13 protein-coding genes and 1 tRNA gene are annotated in these 15532 nt (G+C 63.7%); 6 read left to right on the forward strand and 8 right to left on the reverse strand.

What is annotated here, in order from left to right; translation table 11 throughout:
- Positions 1-17: 17 nt before the first annotated feature.
- Both ACQY4S_RS01655 and ACQY4S_RS01660 read right to left on the reverse strand, forming a co-directional pair.
- Positions 18-2069, reverse strand: coding sequence for an FUSC family protein (locus ACQY4S_RS01655; RefSeq protein ID WP_428483435.1), 2052 nt, complete (start codon positions 2067-2069; stop codon positions 18-20).
- A gap of 6 nt (positions 2070-2075) precedes the next feature.
- Complete coding sequence (locus tag ACQY4S_RS01660) at positions 2076-2510, reverse strand: nucleoside deaminase (protein WP_428483436.1); 435 nt, start codon at positions 2508-2510, stop codon at positions 2076-2078.
- Between the two features lie 78 nt (positions 2511-2588).
- Between ACQY4S_RS01660 and ACQY4S_RS01665 the strand changes: the two genes are divergently transcribed.
- Both ACQY4S_RS01665 and ACQY4S_RS01670 read left to right on the forward strand, forming a co-directional pair.
- Positions 2589-2663 (forward strand) — tRNA-Thr (locus tag ACQY4S_RS01665).
- A 451-nt stretch (positions 2664-3114) separates the two neighbouring features.
- Positions 3115-3309, forward strand: coding sequence for a YqaE/Pmp3 family membrane protein (locus ACQY4S_RS01670; RefSeq protein ID WP_428483437.1), 195 nt, complete (start codon positions 3115-3117; stop codon positions 3307-3309).
- Here the strand turns inward: ACQY4S_RS01670 and ACQY4S_RS01675 are convergent.
- Positions 3251-3553, reverse strand: a complete 303-nt coding sequence (locus tag ACQY4S_RS01675) for a hypothetical protein (protein WP_428483728.1) — start codon at positions 3551-3553, stop codon at positions 3251-3253. The genes ACQY4S_RS01670 and ACQY4S_RS01675 overlap by 59 nt on opposite strands.
- Before the next feature lie 249 nt (positions 3554-3802).
- Between ACQY4S_RS01675 and ACQY4S_RS01680 the strand changes: the two genes are divergently transcribed.
- Entirely contained in the window at positions 3803-5695 is a 1893-nt protein-coding gene (locus ACQY4S_RS01680) for a GTPase domain-containing protein (RefSeq protein WP_428483438.1), read from the forward strand.
- The gene (locus tag ACQY4S_RS01685; RefSeq protein ID WP_428483440.1) at positions 5692-7560 is read left to right on the forward strand and encodes a GTPase; all 1869 of its coding nucleotides are present in this window, start codon (positions 5692-5694) and stop codon (positions 7558-7560) included. Before ACQY4S_RS01680 ends, ACQY4S_RS01685 begins: the two co-directional genes overlap by 4 nt.
- A gap of 258 nt (positions 7561-7818) precedes the next feature.
- Here ACQY4S_RS01685 and ACQY4S_RS01690 read toward each other — a convergent pair whose 3' ends face one another.
- From ACQY4S_RS01690 to ACQY4S_RS01710, 5 genes are all read right to left on the reverse strand, one after another.
- A complete protein-coding gene (locus tag ACQY4S_RS01690) occupies positions 7819-8637 on the reverse strand; it encodes a hypothetical protein (protein ID WP_428483441.1) in 819 nt (272 codons plus the stop codon).
- A gap of 741 nt (positions 8638-9378) precedes the next feature.
- Positions 9379-10517, reverse strand: a protein-coding gene (locus ACQY4S_RS01695; RefSeq protein ID WP_428483442.1) for an IS3 family transposase whose coding sequence is annotated in 2 segments (ribosomal slippage) — positions 9379-10259 and positions 10259-10517 — 1140 coding nt in all. Because the reading frame shifts where the segments join, the coding sequence is not laid out codon by codon here.
- A gap of 109 nt (positions 10518-10626) precedes the next feature.
- On the reverse strand, positions 10627-11643 hold the full coding sequence (locus ACQY4S_RS01700; protein ID WP_428483443.1) for an IS110 family transposase: 1017 nt from the start codon (positions 11641-11643) through the stop codon (positions 10627-10629).
- Positions 11644-11833: 190 nt separating this feature from the next.
- Positions 11834-12295, reverse strand: coding sequence for an aromatic-ring-hydroxylating dioxygenase subunit beta (locus tag ACQY4S_RS01705; RefSeq protein ID WP_428483444.1), 462 nt, complete (start codon positions 12293-12295; stop codon positions 11834-11836).
- Positions 12292-13542: an aromatic ring-hydroxylating oxygenase subunit alpha gene (locus tag ACQY4S_RS01710; RefSeq protein WP_428483446.1), complete on the reverse strand. Its 1251-nt coding sequence runs from the start codon at positions 13540-13542 to the stop codon at positions 12292-12294. Before ACQY4S_RS01710 ends, ACQY4S_RS01705 begins: the two co-directional genes overlap by 4 nt.
- A 297-nt stretch (positions 13543-13839) precedes the next feature.
- On the opposite strand from ACQY4S_RS01710, the gene ACQY4S_RS01715 reads away from it, so the two are divergent.
- Both ACQY4S_RS01715 and ACQY4S_RS01720 read left to right on the forward strand, forming a co-directional pair.
- A complete protein-coding gene (locus ACQY4S_RS01715) occupies positions 13840-14169 on the forward strand; it encodes a hypothetical protein (RefSeq protein WP_428483447.1) in 330 nt (109 codons plus the stop codon).
- A gap of 246 nt (positions 14170-14415) precedes the next feature.
- Positions 14416-15501, forward strand: coding sequence for a DUF4336 domain-containing protein (locus tag ACQY4S_RS01720; RefSeq protein WP_428483448.1), 1086 nt, complete (start codon positions 14416-14418; stop codon positions 15499-15501).
- The last annotated feature ends 31 nt before the right edge of the window (positions 15502-15532 follow it).

The following is a 15532-nucleotide window of genomic DNA, read 5'->3' on the forward strand; positions in this document are numbered from 1 at the left end:
TCTTCCGCTCGGTGGTCTCAATCTTCCAGCCGCTCCATGGCGCCCGCGATCAGTTCGATCTGGCGGGCGATACGCTGCAGAGTATCCGCCTCCAACCCGGTTGGCCGAGGCTTCAGCGCATGCTGTCCCGATGCCAGGCCGCGCAAGGCGTCAATGATCCAGTCGCGCCAGGCTCGCAGCGCCTGGGCTGACTGATCCGCCAGCGCCGGGTCGAGCTGAAGCGCCGTCAGCCGGCCGGCACAGCGGCGCAGGGCCGCGTCGATCACCATCGCCGCTTCCAGACGGTCCGGCTTGCCGCGGCCGGGCTGAAGCAGGGCGCGGGTGATCAGTGCCTCCAGCGTATTGCTGGCGATGCCCGCGGCACGCCGGGACGCGGACCTGTCCGCCAGAGGCTGCTGCAACAAGACGGCAAACGCCGCCTCCGCATACACACCATGGGCCGCGATCGCCCGCCTGACCTCCGCCGCCACCAGGGCCGGTTCGCGGTGCGGCCACAGCAGGAAGTTGGCGGCAACCGCGATGATGCCGCCGATCGTGGTCAACGCGACCCGTGCGAAGGCAATCCTCCATTCATTGGCGCCCGGTGCTCCGGTTTCCACCAGCAGCACGACCAATGGCGTCAGGACCATCATGTACAGACCGTAGCTGACGGCGCGGATGGCCTGCGCGGCGACCGCCAGCGGCAGCATCGCGGCGGCGATGGACAATGGGGTGGTGCAGACCAGACCGACGACGGCGGCAACCAGGCCACCGGCGACGGTGCCTCCGACGCGCTCGATCGCCCGCGTGTAGGTCAGCGAGAAGTAGGGCTGCATGGTCACCACCACGGTGATGGTCATCCAGTGGTCGTAGGGCATGAACCAGATCATGGTGATCGCCAGCGGGATGGCGGCGGTGACGGCACAGCGCAGAGCATGGCGCAGGGCAGGGGACTGCCAGCTCAGGTTGTCACGCACGGGATGTGTGATGCGCTGCCACAACGGGATCGGCCGGCCGGCGGCATCGACGCCAGGGTTGAAGTTGGCCGGCACCGCGAGGGTATGGGCGATCCGCAGACGCTCGGTGATCTGGCCGACCACCGCCCGCAGCGGCGCATCCGGCGGCAGCTTCGCGGCAGCGGCGACGATCGCGTCGATGGACCGGTCGATCCGGCGATGCACATCCGGATCGTCCGTCAGGATCGCCCGTCCAAGGATCAGCAGCAGCGGCCGCGTCCTGCGCAGGATGGGCGCGACGCCGGCGCGCTGCTTGCCCGTGCCATGTTCCAGCAGGTCGCTGAAGGCAATCAGCGCGCCGAAGATCTGGTCGGCGGTTTCCAGCCGGATCAGGCTCTGCGCAGCCCGGTTGCTGACGCCGCCGCGGCCGCGAAGCGTGTCCAGTACTATGATTCGCGCGGCCTCGATCGCCTCCCGCACCGCGCGCCGATGAATGCGCGCATGGGCTTCCCAGGCGGCATCGGTGACGGCCGGGGTTTGGACCAGCGCATGAAGGTCGCTGATCAGGTCCGACAGCCGGTGATAGGCCTCCGCCACGGCGCGCCTGGCGGGCAGGTAGGGATAGATCCGCCAGATCACCATGGTCAGCAGCGTCGCCCACAGCCCGCCGCCGATGAAGGCGGCCGACCGCATGGCGGCGTGTTTCAGATCGGGAATGGCATGATCCAGCGCCAGGATCTGGACGACGCTCAGCAGCGTGCCAAGCTGTTGCGGCACCGGCCCGTAGATACGGGCGAAGGAGGCGCAGAACAGGCCAAACACGCCGATGACGACGGCGGCCGGCGGGCTGCGGCCGAGCAACAGCCCCAACCCGGCGTTCACGGCGACAGCGATGACGATAAAGCTGAGCAGCACCGGCACGCGCCGGCGGATCGGGCCGCCGGGGTCGCAGAGGCAGGTAAGTAGGGCGGCCAGCGCGGCTTCGAGCAGCGGCGGAAACTGGAGGTACTCGGCCGCGGCGCTCATTACCGCGACGGACAGGCCGGCGCGGACGCCCTCGGCCAGGCTGATGCCGCGGCGGTTGACGATGATCGGCAGGCGATGGAGGTCGGGCGCGCTGTGCACGGTCGGCATGCCGGCCTACCGACGGCGTTGCTGGAAGAAGCCGCGCAGCAGGGTGGCGGCCTCGGCCTCACGCACGCCGCCGATGACGACCGGGCGATGGTGGCAGGAGGCGGCCTGGAAGACGCGGGCGCCGTGCTCCACGCCGCCGCCCTTCGGGTCGTAGGCGCCGAAGATCAGCCGGCGGATGCGGAACAAGCTGATGGCGTGGGCGCACATCGGGCATGGTTCCAGGGTGACGAACAGGTCGCAGTCGGGCAGGCGAGGTGTGCCACGAACGGCGGCCGCAGCCTTCAGTGCCAGCATCTCGGCGTGGGCGGAGGCGTCGTTGTTTGCTTCCGTGCGGTTTCCGGCGACAGCCAGGATGGTGCTGTCGGCGGTGACGACCACGGCGCCGACCGGGACTTCGCCGTGGGCGGCGGCGGCACGCGCCGCGGTCAGGGCCTGTTGCATGGGGTCCGGTTCTGCCATTGACGGAGGATACGCGGTTGCCCGGCCTGCGTCGTGGTTGTATAGCGAGCCGCCTGACAGGCCGGCGTAGCTCAGGGGTAGAGCAACTGATTCGTAATCAGTAGGTCCACAGTTCGATTCTGTGCGCCGGCACCATGAATTGTCATTAGGGCGTTCGGGTCGTTTTGCCGCCGCTGATAAGCCAAAGGCGTCCCGGGCTTTGGTGAAGCTGCGATATGATGGATCGCACCGGGACATGAACGGTCTGGTCGGGGACCCGTTCCGGGGCTGGCGGTCCGGCCGTCCGGCACCGGGCGCGAATGGGTTGGCGATCCTTGAGCGTCGCATCCATTTGCCAGGAGAGTTTGATGCGAGAGGCCGAGAGAGAGCTTTACTGGCGCGCTGGCGGAGACCGATGGTTTTCTAGTTGGGACAATCAGTCATATATGGTGCTGGTTCCGCGTGGACCGAATGCCGCATCCGGTAGTTGGCCGGCCCGCCTCGACGTCGGGAACTTCCTAGCCCGGCTCAGGGGCCGCAACACGCCGAGCTGCTCAGGGCTTATCGGCATGATTGTTCGCCAGACCGACGCAGAAGAGTCACCGATATGATTGTCATTGCCGTAGTGGTGCCGTTTCTTGCCTTACTCCTTGATGGACACATCTTTCAGGCGGCGTTTTGCCTTGGGCTACAGTTGACGGTGATCGGCTGGATACCCGCTGCGATCTGGGCCATCATCGTGGTCAAGCGGAACGCCGAAGACCGGCGTTATCGCGAACTTGTAAGCAGAACACGACGGTGAAGCGGCTGGCACGCGCGCTCGCCCGCAGGGGCACCCGGATCACGTTCTGGTTGTCCCCTCTCGCCGCAAACCGCCGGTGCAGCCGCATCACGGTGGACGGCGCGTCGGGCGGTGCGGTGTGCTGTCGGATACAGATTGATCTAGCCGCTGAAAATGCGTCAATCAGTTCGTCATCCTGCATCGCCACGACCCAGGTAATGGCATCGTACTCGGCGTTAATGCCCAGGTCCCTCTTGCCCTGCATGACGGTCGAGCCCCTGATATAGGCAACAACCTGCCGCCGCGTTTGCCTGCGGTCGCCAATCAACACGCATTGAACGGTCGTTCGCCGGCATCTTTTATTAGCAGCAACCAACGGATCGCGCCGCGACCGTAAGCAGCTTGGATAGCCACGGCTTACATTAAAGGTGATAATGCATTTCATATTGGCGCAGAAATATGTACTGGCGCCTTAGGTTTGATAGCCGACGGAAAGCGGCAGGAGCAAGCAGGCGTGGAAGCCCTTTTCAAAGCGGTTGTGGCGGATCTGGATGCCGTACGTGACGCCTACCTGCGCGCTGGCCTGTTGACCGATGGCGGCCCCGGATCCGTCGCCCGCAGCCTGCTCGGCGGCCCTGAAGCCGTGGAGCGCTTCCGGCGAGAGGTCCTGCTGGTCGACGCGCTGGTCCGTCACCGCATCGCGCGCCTGGTCTTCGACCGGAGCGGCCCACGCCACATTGTCGTGTTCGGAGGCAATAACGTCGGCAAGAGCACGGTCGTCAACATCCTCGCCGCCGACTTGATCGCCGGCACAAGTCCCGAAGGTGGATACACCCGTCACGCCCATGCCTTCAGTATGGCACCCTTGCCGTTGCTCGAGTGGAACCCATACGCCTTCAACAGGTTCAGCGCGGTGGCGGCAGACCACCAGCCGGCTGGGCAGGATGATTACTACACGACACGATTGATCGCCGCCGGAAGCCTGCCGGACAACATCGTGCTGTGGGATTCGCCTGATTGCGACTCGGTGGGATCATCGCGCTATCTGGCTGCTGTCGTCGAAGTGGTCGCACTGGCCGACCTGGTCATCTACGTCACCAGCGTCGAGAAATATGCTGTCGCCGACCTCGTGGAGTGGCTATTTCAGTTGCACGATGCCGGCATCCCGATCCTGGAGTGCCTGAACAAGACGCCGAACCGGGATCGTTTGCCTGTCATGCGCAAGCAAAGGGAAGACGTGTTTCCCGCGGCCTCGCGACAACTCGATTTGCCGGCGCCAGAACCACGCATCGTCGCCCTGCGATACCTGGCGGACGGCGACGAGACCGATCTATGGGGGGCCGATCATCCCGAGGCCGCGGCGCTGAGACAAGCCGCGCTGGCGAGCCTGGACGCTAGCGACGAGATGAACGGGGCGCGAACCGCGCTGCGATCCGTACAGCGGCGGGTCGAGCGGGTTTTGCAGCCCGCGCGGATGGAATTGTCTGTCCGGCATACCTGGAAAGCCGCGGTTAATCGTGCGGTCGCCGGATTCGTCACGATTTATGAAAACGAATACCTTGCCAGCGGATCGACAATCGAGCCGTTCAAGAAATTGAATGTGGAATTACTGGAATTGCTCAACCCCGACATTCCCCATCTGGGTCCGGTGATTCGCAGCCTTCGGGCGGTGCAGCGCATCCCGACCGAACTGGTCAAGGCAACCTGGCGTCGGGGTGTCGACCTGATCGCGGGCAACATCAAGGCTGGCGACGTCAATCAACTGGCCCCCGAGCTGAAAGCCTACACAAATGCCCATCGGACGCTTGTCAATACGTTACTGGAGTGCATCGACACCGAGCGCCGCGTTCCGCACCATCACTCTTTCTGGGACAAGCTGGCGGTTGAATGGGAGGCACAGGCCATACGGCTGGCGGATGACTTCAGCCAGACAACCGCCGCCCACGCGGCACGCGGCAACGAGGAGATAAGGACGGCCGCTCGCGACATCCTGCAGGCGCTGCAACAGCGGCCCGCTGTGCTGGGGCTTCTGCGCGCGGCACGCGTCTCGACTGATATCGGCGGATTGCTGATCGGGTTTCTCATTCCCGGTCACGGAAGTATTGTCCATGACCTTGTGAAAGACATCGTGGTCGCGCCGGCGATGCTGGGCGCGACAGGCTTTGCCGCCTCCTCCGCCGTCGAAGGCTACATCGCACAGCGGCGGAGCCAAATCGTCGAGAAGCTGCGCGCGGAGGTGCGGGAGATGGCGATCGTGCTCTATGCCAAGCCGCTCGACGCCGTCGGCGACGCCGTAATGACGCAGGTGGGTGCGGTGCGGATTGCGTCGGACCTGCTCGACCGCATTCCCGCCAACTTGCGGCGTCTGCAGGAAATCGCCGAGCAGCCGACCAGGGCGCGTGCATGACCGAAGCTGATCCCTCGGCGATCCTGGCGCGAGCAGGCCTATGGACCGAAGAGCTGCGCCAACGTGGCCAGGTGGATGACGCCGCGGCGGAACGGTTGAACGAGACGCTGGCCGAATCGCTTGGTGAACGTCTCGACCGTCAGGATGATCCGCTTTTGGTCGTGATGCTTTGCGGGCCGACGGCGGTGGGCAAATCAAGCCTGATCAACGCACTCGCGCGGGCTGACATCTCGCGCCCTGGGCTCGGTGCGACAACGCGTGCGGCGGTGCTGTATGTGCATGAACAGGACGATCCCGCGCGGCTGTTCGAGTACAGCCACCTGCTTGGCGGCAGCGAGCAGCACGAGACCACGCTGGTTCGCCATCGTCGCGATGAACTCCTGCACAAGGTTCTCGTTGACACGCCGGATATCGACAGCATCAGGCTGGAACACAAGGCGTTGACGGCGCGTCTGGTGCACGCCGCCGATCTGGTTCTGTTTGTCACCTCGCCGGAGAAATACAAGGTCATGCGATCCGCCCGCTGGATTATCGAGCAGCGGCAGCAGCGCGCGATGGCCTTCCTGTTGAACAAGTGGGATCGGGCGGCGCTTGGCCTGCAAAGCGGTCGTCGCCAGGAGGTGGCGGAGGATTTCCGGAATGTTCTCGCACACGAGGGATTTTCCGATCCGCTCATCTTCAAGGTTTCAGCCGAACCGGAGGCTGGAGACGGTCCGGCTTCAGCCGATTTCGAAAACGAAATGCCGGCGCTGCGCGCCTGGCTGGAGGCAGGCATTCGCCAATCCACGGCAACCGTGATCCGGCAGCGCCGCCTCCGCGCGGCTTGGGGACGACTGGCTGCCGCGATCGAACCCGTGGTGCCCCGGCCGCTATCCAGCCATCCGCTTCTGCCGGTGATGATCGAACGTCTCGCCCGTCAAGGCAGCACCGTGCAGCATACTGTCAGTGGCGAGGCGGCCCTCCTTGAGTCGGTTGATCTCGAAGACAGCGCCTGGCCCGACACGCCTGGACTGCTCGGCATGTGGACAAGAACCCGGCATCGCCTCGCTTCGACCGCAGCATCGTTGCGGATGGGTTTGCCCAGACTCAGCCTGACCCCACGTAACCGCATCCTGGAAGGTGATCCGTATCATCATCCCACGCCCGACCATGGGTTCGGCGGCAAGACGGCTGCCATGCTGTCGGAGGCCGTGGCGCAACTGCTTCGTGAAGCCTCGGCGGCGCGCCTGGCGCTTGGCCCGATCGGCGCGGCCTGGCTCGCGGAAACCGGGCAGCTTGAACGCCAGCTCGCGCTGTTGCCGCTCGATGTCGGGGCGGAGCTCGTGACGCAGGCCAACCGCCGGACGCTCCGCCGCGTGGCGGGGTTGACGAGCGTCTATGCCATGGAGGCACTGATCGCGCTGGTTCTTCTTGTCGCTTGCGGTCGCGTCGGCATCGACTTCGTCGAGGGAAACTATGCGCCCGCCGGCCTGTTCGTTACTGTTCTTGAGCTGGTTGCAATACTGGTTGTGATCGGCAATATCATCGCCACGCTGTTCTTTCCGCCGTTACGGCAGCGGATGCGCCGGATGATCGCCCAGCGCGCCAGATCGTCTGTCGCCGCCGTTGTGCGAAGAATGCAAATCCTATTGTCGGAACACGTCGAAGCGGTTGACCGCCTTGCGCGGGAAGGCCATGAGCTGTTGCTCCTGATCGATCGCATGGTGATCGGCCTTGCCACGGAGACCCGCAACGAAGACGACGTTGATCGTCTGTTCGGGCAGCGGCAACCCGAAGTCCCATTGATCAGGCAGGCAACTGAAGTGCCGCCGGTGGCCGAGCGGGCATTCGAAGATCCGGCGCGTCGGCGTCCGTCGTTTGACTAACTGGCGTTCAAGACATCAGCCGACGCGTGGCAGGCGCCAATGCCTGCGCGTCGTCGACCTGAAGGGCCGCATTAAAGGCTGAACCAGGCGGTCTCCGCGGTCCGGCAGGCGCAGGTTCTTGTTTGTGTGAAGATGTGGTCAGATCCGTCGGTTGCCGCCCAGCCGGATGGTCCGGCCGCGGCAGGGTCCGGAACGCTGACTGGCGGAAAGCGCCAGCGGGATTCATCGGTCGGACCGCGAGATGCCGCAGAGCGACACTCAGCCCCAGCATAGCATCTCGCCGGTTCGGCTTTCCGCCATGAAGCTGCAGGCGGTCCAGCCCGTCGTGGTGCCGATCACGGGCGCTATGCCGTGCTGGTAGCGGTCGGAGTTGAAGATCATCATTTCACCAGGCGCCAGCCGGAGCTTGACGCTTTCCATGCCCGCGACGCTCAGCCGCGGCTCGCCTGGCGTCTCGTCCACGGCATCATCGTGCTGGCTGCCTTGGTGCGGACTGAAGATTTCCAGTTCGCCGCCGGCCTCGACCTGAGAAAACGCCAGGACAAAGCAATACACATCGGAAACGATGTTCGGCATGACCAGTCGGGCGCTTTGCCGGGAGGCTTGGCCGGTGGCGAAATGGCATGGGGCGGGTTCGTCCTGCTGATGCGCCCGCAGTGTCGTGAACATGTGTTCGATGCCGCCTCGCGGCCCTGGCACCGAAACGTAACGGCGGCCGTCGTCCAGCGCCGACAGCAACGCCTTCAACCTTGTTTCCAGGTCAATGCCGATGGCTGATAGCTCAGCCAGCCCGTTGCGATGTACTGGCACCGCCCGGCGGTAGGCGGACGGACCTTGCGGGGTCAGAGCCGCGTCAATGCCAAGACAATACGCTTGAGATGATCCCGCAAGCGCGCTTTCCATGAGGCCGTGCCTGGCTTCCTCCAGCCGGGTGCAAAGTCGCGCGCAGGTGGTGGGATCGTAGATGTCTCGCAGGATAATGCCTTCAAAGGCCTCCTGCCGCAGACGTCGCACCGCGTCCGGGTGCCGCGCTGCGTCGGCCGCCGAAATGACGACCGTGCGGAAAAAATTGGACATCGGCGTCTCCCGTGGAGAACCGGCGAAAGATCAGGTCGCCGGTGTTCCGCCAAAAAGATAAATCAGAGCCATAATGTTGGTAAAGGAATAAATGTTGAACCGACTTATCTTGCGCCCTGTCAATAATCCGACAGCCAAGAGCGACACCGCACTTCGCACCGACGTGCGTCATGTCGGATGGAAAGATAATGGGAACGTGCTGACCCAGCTCAGCTACGGCATCCGTCGCATCGCCCGGCTGACGTTGGCGATCGATGGTATCAGTGCGGGCCACCACACCGTCCGACGCTCAATTCATAAAGTTAACGGATGCTCTGACGCATTATTCCAGCAACAAGCTTTCGCGCCAAAGTGTGTGGCTGCACTGGACTTATACCATGTGTGGACGGCCCCTTGGGTTCAAGACGGCTATGCACAGGATGAGCTGAGGGTCGCATGCGGTCATGTGTCCGGCCTGTTGGCGCGGTCGCATGACCGCTGGCCCAGATGGGATCCGCAAGCGAGTGCCAAACAACCGCGCGGCCTGGTTCGGCCACAGGTATAAACGGCATTTCTCGCTTGTCGGTGCGACCGTTGGTCATCTTGCTGTTGGCCTTAGAGATGGTCGGCTTCGTCGCTACAGCATTTCGCCTCCGTTAAGTGGATCTCCTGCCTGTTGGTTACGTAAGGTACTGCTGTCAGGTCGCCTCGCAGGGAGGGCGTAGCCTGATCGGAGAGGCGACCCGACAGCAGCGGCAAAATTCATGCGGCTGCCACGTGTGGCGGCAGGTGGGTGAAGTAGGCTTGGTCCGGCGTCCGGGCGTCAAGGCTCGAGTGCGGTCGTTTGCAGTTGAAGAAATCCAGATATACCCCGATCAGGCGCCGCGCTTCGGCGACGGTTTCATAGGCCCGCAGATAGACCTCCTCGTACTTCACCGACCGCCACAGCCGCTCGACAAATACGTTGTCTCGCCACGCACCACGACCGTCCATGCTGATGGCGATCCCGTTCTCCAGCAGCAGCCCGGTGAACGCGGCACTGGTGAACTGGCTGCCTTGATCGGTGTTGAAAATGTCCGGTTTTCCCTGCCGCGCCAGCGCTTCCTCGACGGTCTCGAGGCAGAAATCAACCTCCATGGTGACCGACACCCGCCACGCCAGAACCCGCCGGCTAAACCAGTCAACCACCGCCGCCAGATAGACAAAGCCTTTCGCCATCGGAATGTAGGTGATGTCCATCGACCACACCTGGTTGGGCCGGTCAACCGGCAGGCCGCGCAAAAGATATGGGTAAATCTTGTGTCCTGGACACGGCTTTGACGTGTTCGGCCGACGGTAGATCGCCTCAATACACATTCGGCGCATCATCGTCCGCACCATCTCGCGGCCAATGATCACCCCCTCCCCGCGTAGCAGATCGCGCAGCATCCGGCTGCCCGCGAACGGGTAGTCCAGGTGCAGCGCATCAATCCGCCGCATGATGACAAGCTCGCCCTCGGGCACCGGCTGCGGGTCGTAGTACAGGCTGCTGCGGCTCAATCGCAGCAACGCCGCCTGCCGCCCCAGCGGCAACTCGTGCGTCCGGTCAATCATCGCTTTGCGCTCCGCAGGCCGGCCTTGCTGAGCGCACCGGACAAAAAATCGTTCTCCAGCGTCAGCTCTCCGATCTTGGCGTGGAGTGTCTTGACGTCGATGACAGGTGCCGGTTCGGATGCTCCGCCGCCCGAACCAAACAGGCCCGAGGCTGCCTCCAGCAGGTGTCCCTTCCAGGCAGTGATCTGGTTCGGATGCACCTCAAACTGTTGCGCCAACTCGGCCAGCGTCTTCTCGCCCTTGATCGCGGCCAGCGCCACCTTGGCCTTGAAGGCCGCAGCGTGGGTCCGGCGTGTTCGCTTCGTCATATTCGCTCCTGATCCGCGGCATCCTCGCCGCTCTCAGGCAGAAGTTCCACTTAGCAGACTGTCCGAATTTAGCCGACCACCTCTCCTTGAACCCCGGCAGCCGCTGCGGCTAGGCGGTAGCCGGCTGATGCCGGTAGGCCTCGCCGCGCGACATCATCGCCCACACGATGCGGGCTGTCTTGTTGGCCAGCGCCACCGCAGCCAGCTTCTTTGGCTTGCGCGCGAGCAACGCCAGCAGCCAGGTGGAGGTGTTTGGCCTGCCTGGCCTGACATGCTGGATCACCGCGGTGGCGCCCACCACGAACAAGCTGCGCAACCGTTCATTGCCGGCTTTGCTGATGCGGCCCATGCGCTGCTTGCCGCCCGTCGAGTGCTCCTTCGGCGTGAGGCCAAGCCAGGCCGCGAAGTGGCGCGCGGAGGCGAAGTCCTGGCTATCAATGGCGAGTGCCAGGGTGATGGCGGTGACCGGGCCAATGCCGGGCACCTCAGCCAGCATGCGGCTGACCGGGTTGGCCTTGTGCTGGGCGAGCAACTCGGCATCGAGTTCGCCAATCTGGCGGTCAAGCTCTGCGATCTGCTCGCCGATGCGCACAAACATCGTCCGTGCCGCCGCTGGGATCGCCGTCTCGGCACCCAGCCTGTCCAGCAACGGTTGGACATGCGCCGTGCCTTTGCCGGCAATGACGCCGAACTCGGTGGCATGCCCGCGCAGGGCGTTTATTAATTGAGTGCGTTGGCCGACCAGCATCTCACGGTGGCGCAGAATGACCAGCGCGGCTTGCCGCTCGGCGCTCTTGACCGGCACCGAGGCCATGCCAGGGCGCGACGCCGCGTCATTGATCGCTTCGGCATCGGCGCGATCGTTTTTGGCGCGCTTGACGAACGGCTTGACGTACTGAGCCGGTATCAGGCGCACCGTATGGCCCAGCCGGGCCAGCAAGCGCCCCCAATGATGCGCGCCGCCGCACGCCTCCATGATCACCTCGGTGCTGGGAAGCTTGCCAAAGAAGGTTTCCATTTCTGCGCGCCTGAGATTCCTGCGCACAACAGGATGTTCCTGCTCATCGACGCCGTGCAGCGTGAAAACATGCTTGGAGGTATCAATGGCAATGCGCTTAAGCTTCATCTGGACGGTCCTCTTGTTGGAGCTATGACAACCCAACTTTGGCACGCGATGCCGTGGGGCCGTCCACCCCAACAACGGCCCTTGATGTTGACCGATAGCCGGTCAACGGCCGTCGGTAGCTTACTGATTCCGCGCGCGGCCGCCCCACCAACCCCGCGCGCATACCAGTCAGCCCTGCGGGCTGCTGGTATTACAGCGGAATTGCCAGCAATGTGTCGAAATGTCCGCTGTCGCAAACCACGATCCGTTCGACAAAGCGTAGTTGGCCGGCCTCATCGTGCAGCTTGTCCAGATAGACGCCGGTGGCGAACAGATCGGTCTGGGCATCGCGCAGGATGCGCGCGACCAGGAACGGTGTCTCGGCCACGATACCGTCCGGTGCCGCGGAAACAATCATCGGCAGCCCGATGATGTGCCGGTAGCTCTGCCGCTCGTATATATTGGCAGTGCGCAGGGCTGTGACGCGGTCGCGCAGCATGGCGCGTGAATCGGCGTAGACGACGCCGGCAGCATAGCCGCGCCGATGGTTCCCGGCCGAGGTGATCTTGTACAGGCAATCCTCGACAAAGAAATCAGGCCATGCCTCCAGCCGATCGTGATCGATGGTCGCGGCGTAGGCGGCGTTCAGTTCGGCGACCCGCAGCAGGTTCATACGTTCACCATCCGCCGCCACAGCGACCAGAAACCCCGTACAGCGGCCTCGGTCGCCCTCGTTGGTTGACTTTCGATCCCCGCGCCGCCCATCGCCACGATCGAAGCGTTGTCGTCCGCTGTCGCGATGCCGCGTTCGACGAAGCCGCCGACACAGCCATCCTCCATCGAAACAAAGCCGGCCGGGCCGCCGAGGTTCAGATGCCGCAGCCGCCGCTTGCGCATCTCCGGTGTGTCGTCGGCGTAGCCAAAATAGATCCACTCCAGGTTGGTGCGGTCGACCCCGTTTGGAGTGAAGAACCGAAACGCCATGGCGTTCTGCGTCTTCTGCACCACGAAGTTGGGAAACACCGTGACGATGTGCTGTCGGATGCGGTCCGGGTGTTCGTCCACCACATCGATCAGGCTGGCATCCTCCAGCTTATAATCGTCGGAGACAGAGCGCATGCCGGCATAGGCTTTATCATCCGCATCATTCGGCGCGATGGTCGAGGACACACTGCATCCGCCATTCGGGCTGACGGTCAGGCCGCCGCCCTGACTCAGGCGATTGATCTTGAAGGTGGCGAAGAACAGATGCAGCAAGCTTGCGTGATAAGAATCGCGTACGTTCTCGGCGTACATCTTCCAGTTGTTCGGCAGCACCTCGACGAACCGGCCAATGATCTCGATCCGCCGGTCGGCGACAACCCGCTTGAACTGTGCCAGCACATCGGCGCCGATGAACGTCTCGATGTCAGGCGTCTCATCATGCAACGTGCCGAACACCAGTCCGCACAGCGTCGTGGTGCGGAGCTTGCGTGGGCCGTGGTTGTCCAGACGGAAATCACTCGGCATGCCGCCCTTGCCGTTCACGCCGCGCTGGAACGCAACGGATGCGAGATTACCTCGCAGATCATAGCGCCAGGCATGGTAGACGCACTGGAAATCCTTGGCACCGCTGCCGGCATCATCCAGACAGATCAACGCGCCGCGATGGGAACAGCGGTTCTCGAACGCCGCGATCAAGCCGTCCGCATCGCGCACCACGACGACCGGCATCTGTCCGACCAGGGTCGTGCGCCAGTCGCCGACGCTGGCGATGTCCGACTCCAGGCAGAGGAAATTCCAGACCGCGCCCTCGAACAGCCGCTGCTGTTCGGTCCTCAGCAGATCCTTGTCGCGATAAACCCAGTAGGGCACGCGCGTGATGTCGCCATCCCAGGCGGGAGGCGACGGCTGGGATTGAGGCGCAAGCGAGGCAGGCATGGCGTTTCCTCCCGCGGCGATAAACCCAAGCAACGTCCGAATTCCTGGACCTGCCATCAACTCTATGCGGCAATAGACGTCGTGTGAAGCATCGCGAAGTCGCAAGGCCGCCGTCGCCTTGAACCGAGTTTCCGTCTCCGCGTTATCGTTAAGAGGCCGGCGGGCAGTACCGAGATGTTTGAGTGGCGTCAGCGCGACACCATCGGAGTGCCGCGTTCCGCTACCAGTCACCGCTGTAGAACCGAGCGGTATCAGCGGCCGTGCCGATACGATGTCATTTCAGGGAGATCGAAACTCATGCCGAAAGACGCCAAGCACGCACTGGCTGAGTTCGTCATCAACGAGGTTCTTGATCCGGTCATGAAAGCGAGGCCGGACACACTTGAAGACGCGGATCGGCCCGTTCTGGAACACTTGCAGCAGGCCACACGCGCGGAAATCGAGCGCTACCGCGCTTATGGTTCGGCCGAAGAGGTGCTGGTCAACTTCAGGCGCGACCTGACATCGCGGCCGGCGAAGAAGGTCCACGCCGAGCTCAATCGGCTGGGACTTCCCACGCTCCTTGACATCAGGGATCGCTTCGAAGACCTGGCCCGGTCCCGCGGTGTTCATGCCAGCTCGTCCTGATCCGGCTAGTCCCGTGCATTATTAATTTGGAAGGCGGGCATGTGGCTTCACATGTTTCACAAACGTGGAGATGCGGCACCGTTCCTGCAACAGACCTGCAGCCAAGACGTTGTCAGGCCAGCGACACCGGTGTCGCGGGAGTTGGTGCCATGGTGAAGCAATGGGATGATCATGTTGCGCTGGCCAATGGCGGCGACTCCGGCGGCCGACGGTTGCCATGAGGCGCTATCAGATAGGCGGCAGAGCATGATTTCCTCCCGGCTGCATGGGCTGATCGACTGGGGCGTCGCCGCGTCCTTGGGCAGCGCCTCGGCGTCAGGTTCCTTGTCGCCGCCTGTACGCACAACGCTTGGGGCCGCCGGAGCATACCATGCGAGCTATGCGGCGGTAACGGATTATGGAGCAGGGCTGCGTCCGTGGCTGACGATGCCGCAGCACCTGGCGCTCGACGCGATCGGCGGCACCGCACTCCTTGCGATCGGCCTGATGATGCGGCGGGCGACGACAGCCGAACGCGCGCTGCTGGTCGTCGTGGGTCTGTCGGAACTCGCGGTGGTCGCGCTAAGCGATACGACTGTCGCAAGCGGTCCTAGTCGAGACCAACCGGCAACGTACCCGCCGCTCGACACGCCTCGCCCGGTGGCGCATGACGTCTTCATTGTCGAAAGTGCCTTGGGCGGCTTACTGGGGAAGGTCCTGCCGGCGCGCATGACGGTGATCCGGCTGGCAAGCGGCGACCTGCTGCTGCACTCTCCCACCCGGTTCACCGAGGGCCTGAAGCGCGAACTCCAGGCTTTAGGGCGTGTCACCCATCTGGTAGCGCCCAACATGGCGCACTGGACCTTCCTGGGTGATTGGCAGCGCGCCTATCCCAATGCCATCACCTGGGCCGCGCCCGGCCTGCGAGAGCGGTCGCAGGTGCGAAACAGTGGCATACAGATCGATTTTGTCCTGGGCGAGACCGCGCCGTATGCCTGGGGCGACGCGATCACACTGGTGATGGTGCCGGGCGGCATGAAATTCCATGAGGCCGCGTTGTTTCATCGGCCATCACGCACATTGGTGCTCACTGACCTTGTCTTGAATCTGGAACCAGCGAAACTTCCGGTCCTGTTGCGTCCAATCGTTGAGCTGTTCGGCAGCACGGCGCCTGATGGCATGCCGCCGCCCTACCTGCGGGCGCTGATCAAGCTGCGGCGGCGGTCCGCATCGCACGCGGCGTCACGATTGCTCGACCTTCGGCCGGAACGGGTTATCTTCGCCCACGGACGATGGTTCGAGACCAATGGCACGGAAGCGCTTCGGCGTTCATTGCGGTGGCTGGTGCGCTGACACGACCCCGTAGGGCAATCGATCAGCAGAG

The organism is Rhodopila sp. (assembly GCF_965276935.1).
GTDB lineage: Bacteria > Pseudomonadota > Alphaproteobacteria > Acetobacterales > Acetobacteraceae > Rhodopila.